The organism is Microlunatus capsulatus (assembly GCF_017876495.1).
GTDB lineage: Bacteria > Actinomycetota > Actinomycetes > Propionibacteriales > Propionibacteriaceae > Microlunatus > Microlunatus capsulatus.
Map to the genome: position 1 here is coordinate 4,123,598 of NZ_JAGIOB010000001.1, position 13,733 is coordinate 4,137,330.

General features: G+C 68.6%; 11 protein-coding genes. 4 read left to right on the plus strand and 7 right to left on the minus strand.

Annotated elements, in window-relative coordinates; genetic code table 11:
- Positions 1 to 39: 39 nt before the first annotated feature.
- A complete protein-coding gene (locus tag JOF54_RS19145) occupies positions 40 to 1,068 on the plus strand; it encodes an LLM class flavin-dependent oxidoreductase (RefSeq protein ID WP_210058771.1) in 1,029 nt (342 codons plus the stop codon).
- Between the two features lie 208 nt (positions 1,069 to 1,276).
- On the opposite strand, the gene JOF54_RS19150 is transcribed toward JOF54_RS19145, so the two are convergent.
- From JOF54_RS19150 to JOF54_RS19165, 4 genes are all read right to left on the minus strand, one after another.
- Complete coding sequence (locus JOF54_RS19150) at positions 1,277 to 1,894, minus strand: hypothetical protein (RefSeq protein WP_210058773.1); 618 nt, start codon at positions 1,892 to 1,894, stop codon at positions 1,277 to 1,279.
- Positions 1,895 to 2,130: 236 nt separating this feature from the next.
- Positions 2,131 to 2,997, minus strand: coding sequence for a helix-turn-helix transcriptional regulator (locus JOF54_RS19155; RefSeq protein ID WP_210058775.1), 867 nt, complete (start codon positions 2,995 to 2,997; stop codon positions 2,131 to 2,133).
- 223 nt (positions 2,998 to 3,220) lie between these two features.
- Positions 3,221 to 5,164, minus strand: a complete 1,944-nt coding sequence (locus JOF54_RS19160; protein WP_210058777.1) for a hypothetical protein — start codon at positions 5,162 to 5,164, stop codon at positions 3,221 to 3,223.
- An 850-nt stretch (positions 5,165 to 6,014) separates the two neighbouring features.
- Positions 6,015 to 6,761, minus strand: coding sequence for a hypothetical protein (locus JOF54_RS19165; RefSeq protein ID WP_210058779.1), 747 nt, complete (start codon positions 6,759 to 6,761; stop codon positions 6,015 to 6,017).
- A 502-nt stretch (positions 6,762 to 7,263) separates the two neighbouring features.
- Here JOF54_RS19165 and JOF54_RS19170 point away from each other — a divergent pair.
- Both JOF54_RS19170 and JOF54_RS19175 read left to right on the plus strand, forming a co-directional pair.
- Positions 7,264 to 7,668 (plus strand): VOC family protein, encoded by a 405-nt coding sequence (locus JOF54_RS19170; RefSeq protein WP_210058787.1) that lies wholly within the window; start codon positions 7,264 to 7,266, stop codon positions 7,666 to 7,668.
- On the plus strand, positions 7,665 to 7,946 hold the full coding sequence (locus JOF54_RS19175; RefSeq protein WP_210058789.1) for a winged helix-turn-helix transcriptional regulator: 282 nt from the start codon (positions 7,665 to 7,667) through the stop codon (positions 7,944 to 7,946). The genes JOF54_RS19170 and JOF54_RS19175 overlap by 4 nt, the downstream gene beginning before the upstream one ends.
- Before the next feature lie 1,155 nt (positions 7,947 to 9,101).
- Here JOF54_RS19175 and JOF54_RS21300 read toward each other — a convergent pair.
- Positions 9,102 to 9,539, minus strand: a complete 438-nt coding sequence (locus JOF54_RS21300; RefSeq protein WP_245358212.1) for an alpha/beta hydrolase-fold protein — start codon at positions 9,537 to 9,539, stop codon at positions 9,102 to 9,104.
- 13 nt (positions 9,540 to 9,552) lie between these two features.
- Positions 9,553 to 9,708: a hypothetical protein gene (locus JOF54_RS21305; protein WP_245358214.1), complete on the minus strand. Its 156-nt coding sequence runs from the start codon at positions 9,706 to 9,708 to the stop codon at positions 9,553 to 9,555.
- 1,378 nt (positions 9,709 to 11,086) lie between these two features.
- On the opposite strand from JOF54_RS21305, the gene JOF54_RS19185 reads away from it, so the two are divergent.
- The gene (locus JOF54_RS19185) at positions 11,087 to 11,530 is read left to right on the plus strand and encodes a hypothetical protein (protein WP_210058792.1); all 444 of its coding nucleotides are present in this window, start codon (positions 11,087 to 11,089) and stop codon (positions 11,528 to 11,530) included.
- A gap of 1,172 nt (positions 11,531 to 12,702) precedes the next feature.
- Here JOF54_RS19185 and JOF54_RS19190 read toward each other — a convergent pair.
- Positions 12,703 to 13,677: a leucine-rich repeat domain-containing protein gene (locus JOF54_RS19190; RefSeq protein ID WP_210058794.1), complete on the minus strand. Its 975-nt coding sequence runs from the start codon at positions 13,675 to 13,677 to the stop codon at positions 12,703 to 12,705.
- Positions 13,678 to 13,733: the final 56 nt, after the last annotated feature.

Genomic DNA, 13,733 nt, shown 5'->3' on the forward strand with positions numbered 1-13,733 from the left:
CTGCCTCTCGACGTCGAGCGGCGTGAGAGGGTTTCGTCCATGCACATCGGCGTCGACAGCTTTGTCTCCGAGGTCACGGACCCGAAGACCGACCACGTCGTCGGTCCCGTCGAGCGGATGGAACACCTGCTCGAGGAGATCGCGCTGGCCGACCAGGTCGGTCTGTACTCGTTCGGCATCGGGGAGCACCACCGCCACGAGTACTACGACTCGGCACCGCCCGTCATCCTCGCCGCTGCGGCCGCACGGACGCAGCGCATCCGGCTCGGCAGCGCGGTGAAGGTGTTGAGTGCCGACGACCCGGTACGCGTCTTCCAGCAGTTCGCGACGCTCGACCTGATCTCGGGCGGCCGGGTCGACCTCGTCGTCGGGCGCGGGTCGTTCACGGAGTCGTTCCCGCTGTTCGGCCTCGACCTCGCCGACTACGACGCGCTCTTCGAGGAGAAGCTCGGGCTGCTCCTCCAGCTGCGCGACGACGTCGAGGTCACGTGGTCGGGTCAGTTCCGTCCGCCGCTGGTCGAGCAGGGCGTCTTCCCGCGCCCCGTGCAGGACCCGCTGCCGATCTGGGTCGGTGTCGGCGGGACGCCCCAGTCCTTCGTGCGCGCCGGTTTGCTCGGGCTACCGCTGATGGTCGCGATCATCGGCGGCGAACCCCGTCAGTTCGCACCGCTGATCGACCTGTACCGGCGGGCGGGTGCCCACGCGGGCCACCCACCCGAGCAGCTGCAGGTCGGGCTGCACGTCTTCGGCTACGTCGGCGAGAGCACCCAGGCGGCCGCCGACACGATCTACCCCGGGTGGCACAAGATGTTCACCGCGGTCTCCCGGGAGCGCGGGTTCGCCGCGCCGAGCCGTGCGCAGTTCGACGCCACCGCCGGCCCGGATGGCGCCTTCTTCATGGGTGATCCCCGGACCGTCGCGGACAAGATCCGGCGCATCGCCGCACAGGTCGGCGGGGTCGACCGCCTCTCGTTGCAGATGACGAACCCGCTGCTCGCCCACGACGACCTGCTGCGCGGCATCGAACTGCTCGGCACCGAGGTCGCGCCCCTGGTCGCCGACGTCTGACCGGGATCGGGCGGGACTCGCTCCGGCTGACCGGCTGTGTCCCGTCCACCGTCGTCGCCCGCCGACCCTCGCGCGGAGCACGGCAGCAGCTGAGCCTGGTGCGCGGTGAGCACGTCGCGGATCCGCCCGGTCACCCGACCGGTCCTGCTCGCCCTCACACCGCACCGGCGCTCGGGTCGAGGGCGCTCGGGGAGCGCAGGCGTCTCTCTCAGCAGGACTGGGTGGCGGTCTGGACCGAGGCCGCCGCGCCGGTCGCGGTCGAGGTCGCGTCGACCCGGGGGACGGGCTTGCGCCCTTCCTCCGGCATGGCGTCCAGGATGACCTCGCCCTGGTAGAGGGTGTTGACCTCGTCTCCCACGGGGGTGTCGGCCATGACGATGAGCCCTCGCACACCGACGAAGCCTCGGGTCCCACCGGTGGGGGCGTGGGTGCACCCGCCGCTGATCAGGCGCCCGTTCTCCCGCAGGTAGGTCCAGCTGATGTAGTCGCTGTTGAGGGTGCCGCACCGCTTCGTGCCGGCGACCAGGCAGCCGCGGAAGGACTCGGTGCCCTTCTGGATGATCGTGGTCGGGGTGTTGTAGTAGTCCTGCGCACGGGTCGGGGGGATGGTCCAGGTGCCCTCCAGGTCACCGGTCGCGGCGTACTCCCCGGTGTTCGCGTTGGTGAGGGTGAGGAGGCCGCTGACGTGGACCGTCTGCGGTGGGCGGACGGGTCGGCTGTCGTCGCCGAGGGCGGGCGTGGCGGGGATGGTGGCCGCGGCGAAGCAGGCGGCGGTGGTGGCGGCGGCGGCGAGTGCCGTGGTCGTGCGGCGGGGACGAACGGGCATGGGGAGCTCCTCGGGTGGTGGGCGTCCCGTCGGTGGTTCCGACCCGGACAGCGTTTTCACCTTTCACCTGGTGCTGGGGCCCACGCCACCTCCAGGAACTACGCAAAGTTGCGTAGCTCCTCGGTCGGAGGACGACCGGCAGCATCACCGAGCAGGGCTGCGCGGCGTGCAGGAACGGTCCCAGGTGGAGCGCACGGGTGGTCGGCCGGCGCGCCTCGTGGGTCCGGTCGGGCAGCTCAGGGAGCACGGGGCGGGGTCGGGCCCGCGCTCGTCCTCACGGCTGGCCGGACCGGGCCGCGGTAGTCGCCCGAGCCCGTGACCGTCAGGTGGTCCGTCGCGAGGACAGGGGTGGTCGTGCCCGTGATGTGCAGGACCCGGACGGCGTTGAGGCGGTCCCGGACACCCAGACGGCGGTAGGCGTTCTCGAGGTGCTTCTCGACGGTGCGTGGGCTGCAGGCCAGCTCCCTGGCCGCACGACGGATGGTGGTGCCCTCGGCCATCAGCTGGAGGACGGCCAGCTCTCGACCGGTCAGCCCCAGGTCGGCGGCAGCAGCGGGCCTCGTCATCCGCTGCATCACCGCGACCTGGTGGTCGAGGGCAGCGAGCGATCGTTGGACCACCTGGGCGACCACGAGGTCGTCGTCGCTGAAGTCTGACCCACCGCGGGCCAGCACGAAGGCCCGGTGCGTGGGACCGTGCTGCCGGTAGACGACCGAGAGCTGGTGCTCCATCGCCATCGCAGCGAGTGCGCGCTCGAGGGGCAGCCGACGGCGTCGCGCGAGGATGCGGGTCGGGACACGTGCGGTGGTCTGCGGCCGCAGGTCGCCGGTGACCCGGAACCACTGCAGCAACGCGTGGGTGTCGAACAGCTCACCGGTCAGCCAGCGGTCGAGCGTCTCCTGCTCGATCTGGGGTATCTCTGCCGGGTCCATGACCATCCCGAACGACCCGTCCGGGTCGAACCAGTCCCACGAGGAACCGGAGACGTCGAAGGTCTGGCTCAGCGAGGTGAGGAGGGCCGCCACGGGCATGACGGGGCTCGGGCCGCGCATCAGGTCGACGACCTCGCCGAGCCAGTGCGCACTTCGGGTGGCGACGTCCATGGCAGCTCCTCAGAGCCAACGTAGACCGCGCCGACCGCGGACGGCCAGGAGCCGCGGGCCGTCCTCGCGGCGGACTCGCTGACCGGCTGGTGGCGGTGGCCGTCGTCGCGTCTCCCGGTGAGCGGGCGAGGGGAGCGTCTAGCTGTGCCGACGGTCCCGCCCTGAACCGGCCCGCCACCGCGCAGGGGTGCGAGGCGGGCCGCTCCCGGCGTGCGTCGCGGAGCTACGGCCTGGCGGGCTGGATCAGCTGGAACAGGGCCCAGCCGGTCCTCACCCGGGTGTCCTCGATGCCGGTGAAGCCTTCGCCCGGGTTGAGGACGTCGGGGCCGAAGTCGACGTCGGGGTCGTCGGCAGTGCCGCCGACCTTGTCGCGGCCGACCCCGTAGAGCAGCGGGAAGTTGCCGCCCTGGTCCATCAGGTTCAGCACGGTGTTGAACTGGTCGACGTGCCAGTTGCCGAGGTAGTGACCGGCTTCGTGGGAGGCGATGTTGCCGAGCGCGGTACCGAGGAACTTGGTGCGGTTGCTGGTCGGCTTCAGGTAGGTGTTCAGCGAGTAGGGCACCCCGGCAGGCTCGGAGACCAGGTCGAGCAGGATGAGGGCGGTCTCCTCGGTGTCGAAGTTGCCCGGGTCGATGGACTGGGCGATGCCGATGGTCTCGACCCCGGACTCGGCGACGGTACCGCCGACGATGAGTCGGCTCACGTTGCGCTTCCCGAACGGGTCGGCATGGTCGCGGCTGTTGAGGATCTTCACCTTGACCCCGGTGCCGGCGAAGTCACGCTTCAGGTTCTCGGTCACGGTGGCGACGATGCGGTCGATGAGGGCGCTCTGCTGGGAGGCCGGCAGACCCCAGCGGCCGAGGAACGCCGACAGGGGTGACAGCTGACGGACACCCGGTCCGCCGTACATCGCGGTGTTGACCCGGGCCCCGTTGAAGTCGAGGAAGATCGTCTGGGTGGCCTTCTTCGCCTCGGTGCCGGGCCGGTACACCTCGAGGGTGACGTCGTAGTTCCCGCCGCGTCCGGTGGTCGCCACGTAGTAGCGCCCAGAGGTGGCTGCGACGTGGTCGGCGACGGCGTTGCCGCCACCGGCGAGCGGTGACGTCGCCGGGTAGATGCTGGAGGCGTCCTGGGTGGAGCCGAACACCTCCTGCCGCGCCGGGTCGTAGAAGGCGATGCGGGTGGCGGCGCCGGCAGCAGAGCTGCTGAGCACGTCACCGGCCCGCAGGGTGACCGCGTAGTAGTCGATGTCGCCGGCGTCCAGCCCGAAGGTGGCGGTGTAGCGGCCCTCGGTGCCGACCCCCTCCCCGCTGCCGGAGTCGAACGGGTCCTCGGGCAACGACGGCAGACCGACGACGGAGACGAAGTAGTCGCCCGCCACCGGCACCGGGAACGTCAGGTAGCTGTCGAGGCTGTCCTCGCCCTCGTCGTCGTTGAAGCCGACCAGCTCACCCCGGGCGTCCCAGACGAGCAGCAGGGTGTCGAACGCGTCCTCGGGGTCGTCGCTGCCGGAGGTGGTCAGGTCCACCGACAGCACGGCGCCCGCTCTGAGGCCGCGGAGGGCGTAGAAGTCGAAGTCACCGGTCTTGTCACCCTTCGAGCCGTGCGGCCCGTCGCCGATCGTGCCGGTGGTGCGCACCTGCCCGCCCGCGGGCAGCGTCACGTTCTTCGCCAGCCGGATGGACCCGTCGTCCTCCTTGTTCGCCGCCCGGGCCACGGGTGCCGGGGCGGCCGCCAAGGTGCCGAGGATGCGGGCGGCCGCGCGTTTCCCGCGAGCCGACCCGAACCGGGTGATCCGCTGGGCGGTGGCGGCGGTGTCGTTGCTGCCGCGCAGCTCATCCGGTTCGAGCTCGTCGACGACGAGCGGGGTGACGACCTTCGCTGCGGCGAGCCTGCGGTGCTCCACCCGCGCGGTGCGGGTCTTCGACTGGGCCGTGATCCGCTGCTTCCACCCGTACAGGTTCGACTGGGAGGGGTCGGGGAGCAGGGACGCCATCGGGTTGGTCTGCGCCGCACCGGCGCTCTTGCGGGTGATCCGGTCGGTCTTCGGCACCTGCTGGAGACCGAGCTGGCGGCTCAGCCGACCCTCGCCGGGTCGGGCCGGGGCCGGGGGACCGGGTGCGGCGGCGGCGGGTGGGAGGGCCAGCACCGTGAGTGAGCCCGCCACCAGGGCTGCCACCGCCCAGCCACCACGTCGTGTCCGCATCCTCATGCTCGTCCCCCTCTGTCGGCCCGAGTCGGCTCGGGCTCAAACTAGGGGCCGGCGCTCAGCGCTGAACAGAGCCAGCAGCGGACTGGTGACGCAGTCGTGACCAAAAGCATCACGAGGTGATCCGGCCTGTCAGGGCGCCCTGGAACGGCGCCTGGCCGAGCGGCCGAGCGGCCGAGCAGCCAGCCGCGCTCGTCAGCGGACTGGTCCGAGCGGATCGTCGACGAGGCGGTGGACGCATCTCCTGGTGGCGCCGGGGGTGGTGGTCGCAGGGACGCCCGGGGTGCGAGGTCAGCCTGGAGAGGTGGTCACCACTCCACCGTGGTCATCGACCCTCGCAGTACCGCCTGCGGCCGTCCGGGGACGACTCTCGTGCGGGTCCACCCACGAGCCGGCCGGGTGACGGCACACCGTGCGGTCTGACGCTGCCCGGGCGATGAGCACCGCTCGAGGATCCTCCTCGTCCCTCGACCAGCACGGACCAGTCGGCCCGTCTCGTGCAGGGCCTGCCGACCGCAGTTGAGCGGAGACCTCGTCCAGGTCGAACAGGTGGGGGTCGAGCGGGACGTCGTACCCCGAGCGGCGACAGGTCGGAGCGAGATCGTGGGTGCCGACGCCGGCTCGAGAGGCGACCAGCAGGTGACCGCCTGGATGCAGCACGCGCACGCCCTCGGCAAAGATGCGCGGCAGCCTGGCCGATGTCCTGGTGTCCGCCGTCAGCGAGCTGGTTGGTCGAGGTGTCCACCGACCCCGCGGCTGCGACAAGGCCGGGTCCCACGAGGAGCGCGCGGGCTCCACCCGCAGGACCTCAGCCGGCCAGGCGGTGCAGCTGCCAGCCGGTGCCGATGCACACCAGCGGCGCGAGGACCATGCCCGCCAGGACCGCGGTCAGGTCGTTGAGCGACCACGCGTCTGCCGCTGCCGTCAGCACGAAGGCGAGCAGCGCGGCTGCCTCGGCCAACATCACCACGCTGAGGAAACGAGGTCGGCCAGGACTGCTGCGGATGGTCAACGCGAGGCAGACGAACGCCGCGGCGAGGACGAAGAACCCGCCCCACTGCAGGTACGTCGACACCTCCTCGACCAGCTCGCCTGCTCGTCCGGAGGCGACGAGGTCTGGGGTCGGCTGGAGGGCGCCGCGGCGCCAGAGGCTGACCCGGCTCAGGTACAGCAGGTCGCTGAGTCCTGCCAGGGAACCCCCGACGACAGTGAACAGCACGGCCAGGTCGGCCAGCGGACGGCCGGACGGCGTCACCCCGTGCACGGCCAGCACGAGCACCATGAGCGCCAGCCAACCGAGCGGGCCGAGGACGTCGCGGATCGCGACGTCCCACCAGAGGTGGTGCATCCTCTCGCCCAGCGCCACGTAGTAGTCGGCCAAGTCCTGCTGGAAACCGCGGTTCGTCTGCTGGTAGGCGACCTCGGCCGAGAGGATGTCCATCGAGTCCAGCAGGTAGAGCACCGACTGACCCAGAAAAGCCAGCCCGGCCACGGTGCCCGCCCAGCGGGCGATCCCGATCCAGGCCGGTGACGGCGCCGACGACTCCGCGGACATGCCCTGATGCAACTCCAGTCAGGCCCTCGTGTCGAGACCCGTCGGACACCGCACACGACGTCAGCCGGAGGACGACGCGTCCACCACGGGGACTCCCCGAGCTCGGTCTGCTCCCCGGGCACCCGGGCAGCTGAACCAGGTGCCTGGTCGGCTCGATCAGGGGAGAGACGAACATCCGAGTTGGCGTACGCGCTCACGACGTCCTCCACACCCGGACGTGGACGCCACTGCAACTGCGCACCGGCGGAGGAGTTGTCGGGACGCACCTGAGCCGACCTCCGGGCGGGAACTCAGCGAGACTCGATCGCGAGAAGAGCGCGTTGTGGCCCGGCCTCCGGACTGCTATCAGCCGGTGGCTGGCCCTGTGTGCGAGACGTTCGGTAGACCCGCCCCTGGTGTGAAGCCCAACAGCAGGCAACTCGAAACGGGACGCAGACGGAAACCGCTGTTCGCGTGGTGCGCACCCCTTGACGGCCCACTTGCATTTTGCAAGTGTGACGGCATGAGCCTCTTCATCACCTGCCCGGTCGAGAGCGTCGAGCGCGCGACCGCCTTCTACACCGCCCTCGGCTGGACCCTCAACGCCGACATGTCCGATCACAACGTGGCGTGCTTCGCCATCGCTCCCGACCAGCACGTCATGCTCGCCAGCCACGCGATGTACGCCGGCGTGGGCGGTGTCGAGGAGCTGGTCGGCGACCCCGGCACGCCGTCCAAGGTGACGGTGTCGTTCGACCTGAGCAGCCGCGCGGCAGTCGACGAGCTCGTCGAGCGCGCCGGCGCCGCCGGCGGGCGGATCGGTGACACCGACGACTACCCCTTCATGTACCAGCGGCAGTTCGACGATCCCGACGGCTACCACTACTCACCGTTCTGGATGAAGGCGGACGCCGACCCGACCCCGTGAGCGACCTCGCCGCGGCCCTGGACGTCGTCGGAGCACGGTGGGCCCTGCTCATCGTGGAACGGCTGCTCGAGGGGCCGCAGCGCTACGGCGACCTGCAGCGCGATCTCGGCGTGCCGACGAACATGCTCGCGACACGCCTGCGCGAGCTCGAAGCGGCCGGCCTCCTGTCCCGCCTGCCCTTGCGGCACAACACCCGGGCCTACGCCCTGACCGAGCGCGGCCTCGCCCTGCGCGAGCCGATCGTCGCACTCGCCAACTGGGGCAGGAACGACGCGTAGCGCGTTCCTCACGCCTAGCTCCAGGAACCAGTCAACACTCCCTCTTCCACGGGACGAACCCGACAGCCCGGTCCTCGTGCGCGACGCCAGACGAGGAGCTGCGGAAACTCGTCTCGAGAAGGGGGCCTGGATCCGGTCATCTTGCTCCGGGGGTCAGAAACGCAGAGAGGCTCTCGACGAGTTGGGCGGGTGCCTGTTCGGCCATGTGGTGGGAGGAGTCGATTCCGTGTCGGGTGACCGGGTCGGCCAGGCCCGCCAGATCACGAGAGGATCGCCGTAGAGCTGCTCGAGGTCGTCGAGGGCGGACCACAGCACCAGCAGAGGTTGGGTGAACCGTCGCCCGGCCGCACGATCGGCAACCTCGTCGGCGTAGTCGACGGTGAGACCGGCTCGGTAGTCCTCGAGCATCCCGCGGACGACGTGGGGGTCCCGCATCGCGCGGCGCCACTCAGCGTGGTCGGCCTCACCCATCGTGGCCGGATCACCCTGGTACCAGGCGTCGGGGTCGGCGCCGATGACCCTCTCGGGGATGTCGGCCTGAGTCCGCCACCGGCGAGCAGCCGGTAGAGCGCCACCGTACACAGCGGCGAAGGCGCCGAACGTGGCGTAGAGGCCCCACCCCAACCGGCCCATCCACCACCGAGCCATCTACGCCGACAACACCGACACCTATTCCCGAACGGCCACCCGACGGCTACCCGGCGCGGGAGCTGGACGCACCAGGAGCGCAGCTCGATCACGCAGGGCACGGCGACCCGATGAGCCCACCTCCGACGGTGCCATGTCCATGATCGTGCCTGGTCCAGCAGTGGACCGTCGTCAAGCGCTCGAGGCAGTCGAGCGGCACGGGCGCCAGACGATCCGATGGCCCGTCTCCAGTAGTCGGCGGCGTCAAGGGCTTGCGGTCGGCGCTCGCTCAGCCAGGCGAGGACTGCGGCCCGATCTGCCTGTCGTCGGGAAGGCACACCGGTCGCACGCCGGCGAAGCTCGGCCAAGGAGAGCGCAGTCGGCGCCTGCTGCTCAAGGTGGTCTCGGTAGTGGCACCTCACCTCATCGCGCGTGGCCGCCCAGTCCTGACACCCACATCAGTGGACGACCCTTGGGGGACGCAAGGTCATCAGTTCCGCGGGTGATGGCTTAGGTGGGGGGTGGGAGCTAGGTGGTGAGGTGTTGGCCGAGGAAGCGGAGTTCGGCGGGGGCTGCGCGGCGCCAGTACTGGTTGTCGTGAGCGCCGTCGGTGAGGCCGCCGGATGGTCGGTCGTGGAAGCTGTTGCGGTAGCGGCGGTTCGCGGGGGCGAAGCTGTCGCCTCGGCCGCAGTCGACGCGGACGGGGATGCCGTCGAGGTCGTCCTGGTGTCCGACGACGTTGTGGGCGGAGAAGTCGTCGGGGTCGTCGAAGGCGCCAGTGGCGGTGTCAGCGGCTCGGTCCCACAGGGCTGCGCTGGCGGTGGCCACGGCTGCGACGCGCGCGGGGCCCAGCTGGCCGGCGAGTCGGAGGGCGCCGTACCCACCCATGGAGTACCCGTACAGGCCGATCCGCTGAGTCCGGAGCCCGTGTGCGGTGAGGAGGGGGAGGAACTCCTCGGTCACCATCGCGCCGGCATCTTCACCGCTGGCTCGGGGGGTGCCAGTAGGTGTCACCGCCGTCAACGGCGGCGATGGCGTACTGCTGGGAGGTGGCGGCGAGGTGGCGGTCCAGGCCGATCTGGTCTCCGAAGAGTGCGGTGTGGTCGGTGAACCGTCCGTGCAGCCCGACCACCACCGGCAACGTCTCCTTCCCGGGCGCCCGGCGGGTAGGCGATCGTCCAACTCACCTCCACCCCGCGGTGCTCGGAGCTGAAGCTGCCCCGCACCTGCGGTCCGGCGGCAGCCGTCACCGGTGGCGTGTCAGCGCCGTTCAGGCCGAGACCCGCGTAGATCCGCGTCCGGCCCGGCAGAAGACCTTGTTCCACGCCTACTGCTGTCCCGGCCACCAGCCCGACCCCGAAGAGCCCGCCGACCAAGACACCGCGACGACTGATTCGGCTCACTCCTGCAGTGTCCCGAACATCACTCCCTTCAGGCGAGAACCCGCCGGGTACCAGGACCGCCATCTCCTCCGGCGGACAGGTCCAGCAAGTTCGCTGCAGAGGACCCTCCGGGACGCACCCGGCAGTCGACAGTCGTGCAAAGCGCGTCCGTGACCGACCCTCGTGCGGGACATGTACGGCAAGTTGAGCCTTGCTCGCGGGAACACACCTCAACGCAAGCGAAGTCCCGCCGGGGCATCGGTGAAAGGCCGCATGGAGGCGACTATCGCCTCCGGTGTCGCTCGAACCTCGTCGAGCAAGATGCCCCGACCGTGTGGCCGCGTGCCTGCTCGCCGGGCGAAATCAGCATCAGCGTGACTCACGACCACCACTCGATTCCAGTTGGGTAGCACCTTGCGTAGCCCGCGCGCCTGGTGCACCTCGATACTTGCTACCGACCCCCCGGGCATCAGCGGACCCTCAGGGCCCCAGCGGACCCCGGACTCATCGACCCGCAGGGCCCATGGTTGACGATGAGCCGCACCGACGATCCGCCACCGGGCCACCGCGATCGGCAATTGACTGACTAGAACCACCCACGCGATCCACTCACGCGGCTCCATCACGCCAGGGACCGCGACCAAGATGATCAGTACTGACGAGAACAGAGCCGATCTAACGCGGGTGCCCACCTTGGGTGCGAAGGTGGCAGTCTCCGGGTGACCGGGATCTTCGCTCGCCGCGGCGTCCGATGTCACGCTCGTACGGTAAAGCCTCTCAGACTGCAGCGCAGCAAATCTTCCACCTGTGCCCGCAACCTCCGCGAGGCGCCAGCCGGCGGTTGTGCGGCAAGTAAACCAAGCCGACCCTTGTGCGGAGCACGACCGATGACCGACCCTCGTGCGGGACGCACTAACCAACCGGCCGTCAAATTCCTCCCTTGAGCATGCTCGATGGCTCAGACTGAGTCGTCGGTACCCGTTGGGTGCAGTTGAGACGGAGGACGGAAGCGGTCCTGTGACTAAGAGCGCGCGCAGTGAGCGAGTACGACGACTTCAAGAGGCACTCGAGAGCCAGGACCTCGTGCGCCTACGGCGGCAGAAGGACGCAGACCGGCTGGAGGGCTACGTCGTGGCCATCGGTAAGAAGTGGCTGGTGCTCAACGTCGCTACCGCGGGAGAGCCCAACGGCTGGGCTGCGGTGAGGCTGAGTGACATCCGGAACAACTGGGACGCCAAGGGTGAGCGCTTCCAGCGTCGGGCGTTCGAGTTGGCACATGCATGGCCGCCGGCTGCTCCCAGCCTTCCCCTGGCTATCGACGGAGACGTTCGGGAGCTGATCGAATCCGCGGCGGCGGCCTTCCCGCTGGTCACCATCTTCGTCGAGGAGGACGATCCAAACATCTGCTTCATCGGCGAGCCCGTCGGCTGGACCCCGAGAAAGCTCATCTGGCGCAACCTCGACCTCGACGCGTCGTGGGAGGCGTACGAGGTCAAGTACAAGTTGAGCGACATCACACGCGTAGACATCGGGGGCCGCTACGAATCACTGCTAGCGCGAGTCGCTGAGCTGTAGCCGAAGCTCGTGCGGAGCACGTCAGTGGACGACCCCCGTGCGGGACGCCTGGACCTTGCATTGCTGGTCGTAGCCGGCCCGTGTGAACGTCCCGGGCGGCGACTATGCCTCAGCTCAGCCGAGTCCGGTAAGGCCTGCGGCTATCGAAGCACCAAATACCAAGGAGTGGTCTTGACGAAGCGCAAGACGGTAGTTGACCGATACCAAGGAGGCGTGATTTGGGATCGAGGGGGCGCTCAATGGCACTGGGAAAAGACGGCGACGAGCCACTCGGAGTGCGGCGAGCTGCTGAACCTATCGAACACCCTGGCCGGCCTGCACTCACCGGGTGAAAAAGTGATTTGGCTAGAGCACGAAGAGGCACTCCAATGGTGAAAGAGTAACGCAAGTTCATGTTGGAATATGGGCGACCCAGAGCAGGTATTTCCGCGAAACGCGAAGCAATGGTCACTATCGATCTACAAGTACCAAGGACGAACGTTAGTCATATTTGAGGAAGAATGTTAGCAACAAGGTGCTGAATGCGGCGCATGTGCGTAGGTGACCCCGTGCGGAGCGCGTCCGTGACTGACCGTCGTGCGGAGCACGTCAGTGACCGACACTCGTGCGGGACCGCTTGCGCTCAGCTGGTGCGACGACGAAGCACCTCAGTGATCGCGAGGCAGACCGCGGCGAGAACTGTGGAGGCAGCGAGGAAGGGAAGCCAGACCAAGAGCGGATCTGGCTTGTTCCGAAGGAGAAGACCAACGGCCAGGCAAACGGCAGCAGCGACGGTCGTCAGCAGCCAGTAACGTCGGCTCCCGTCCAGCCCCCTACCTGTGCGGTAGCTGAAGGCAACAGCTAGTGCAGCTAGCAAAGCCGCCAGGACAAGAGCGACGCCGACACCTCCGCCGAAGGCAGCGGAGAGCAGGCCACCGATGAATGCGCCGAGCATCAGGCCGTTGGCTACAGCGAGGGCCAGACGGAGCCCGCTACGGTCACGGCTACTAGTTCCGGTTACGGAAGCAGTATGAGCGAGGCCTCAGCGGACCGGGGACGCTTCGCGTATCGGGGCGAAGGACACCACCATGCTGGTATCGCGCAGTAGCCGACCCTCATGCGAAGCAGTTCGCTAGCCCTTCGACTACCTGACGTGCTGTCGTTGCTCAGGACGAGAAGGCTTCCATCGACGGCTAGGTTCGCGGCACTTCGCGTGGGGGTAAGTCGACGGCCTCGATCGATTTGACCGTGAGGAGGCTGCGGGCGGCCTGGCTCTTCTTGATGCTGCTCAGTCCGATGCCGGCATGGGTGAGGGTGCGGTGTTGGCTGAGTGGCTTGATGTGGTCGGGCTCAAGGTGGCTTCCCTCCAAGGAGAGGTAACGCAGGGCTGGCGCGGTCAGGAGTGGTCTGAGGTCGGTCAGTCCACGAAGGTTCTCAAGCCAGATCATCTCCAGCTGAGTCAGCGCAGAGAGATCCGGAAGGCTGGTGACCTGTTGCTGGTCGATGAGGGAGAGGAACTGGAGGCTGGTCGCGTCGCTGATCGGGCTGAGGTCGGAGAGGGCTCGAACTCGAGTCATCTCGAGTTGTTGAAGCCCTTGGATCTCGCCCAGCTTGTCGAGGTGGTTGGTTCCGCCGTACTCGAGGGTGAGTCGCCACAGACGCTTGAGAGTGCTGAGGATGCTGAGGTCGGGCAGGGTGATGGATCGGAGCGTGAGCACCTGGAGGTTGGTGAGCTCAGCAATCACTTCGAGGTCTCGGGCTGGCCCGTTCAGGTAGAGGTCGTTGAGGTGCGGCAGGTGTCGGAGCGCGGCTGGCGAGAGCGTGCTCTTGCTGGGCTTGTCGAGGACGAGGCCTTGGAGGTCTTGGAGGTAGCCGAGGCCGTCGATGGAGTCCAGGCGGGTGTAGAGGGAATCGGCGGCGAAGTAGCGGACGGTCGGGAAGTGCTGCAGGAAGTCGAGGTCTCGTATGGACTCGTCGATGGAGTCGTAGACCCGCAGCTCGACGGTGGGGTGTGGCTCGAGGAGGGTGGCGACCTGCTTGTACTCGTCTGTTGTCAGTGCGCTGGTGAACTGTACGGCGTGATGGTGCTCGCCCAGTGGGGTGAGCATGTAGGGGCGTAGAGGTGATCGGATCTCGCGTCGACCCTCTGCGTCCTGTTCGTCGAACATCGGTATCCGCACTCGGCGAGGCTACCGACAGCGCCTAGCAGAGGGGGCAATAGACA

Coding starts and splice junctions, on each gene's coding strand:
- JOF54_RS19145 (WP_210058771.1), top strand. CDS start 40: ATGCACATCGGCGTCGACAGCTTTGTCTCCGAGGTCACGGACCCGAAG.
- JOF54_RS19150 (WP_210058773.1), bottom strand. CDS start 1,894: ATGCCCGTTCGTCCCCGCCGCACGACCACGGCACTCGCCGCCGCCGCC.
- JOF54_RS19155 (WP_210058775.1), bottom strand. CDS start 2,997: ATGGACGTCGCCACCCGAAGTGCGCACTGGCTCGGCGAGGTCGTCGAC.
- JOF54_RS19165 (WP_210058779.1), bottom strand. CDS start 6,761: ATGTCCGCGGAGTCGTCGGCGCCGTCACCGGCCTGGATCGGGATCGCC.
- JOF54_RS19170 (WP_210058787.1), top strand. CDS start 7,264: ATGAGCCTCTTCATCACCTGCCCGGTCGAGAGCGTCGAGCGCGCGACC.
- JOF54_RS21300 (WP_245358212.1), bottom strand. CDS start 9,539: ATGGTGACCGAGGAGTTCCTCCCCCTCCTCACCGCACACGGGCTCCGG.
- JOF54_RS19190 (WP_210058794.1), bottom strand. CDS start 13,677: ATGTTCGACGAACAGGACGCAGAGGGTCGACGCGAGATCCGATCACCT.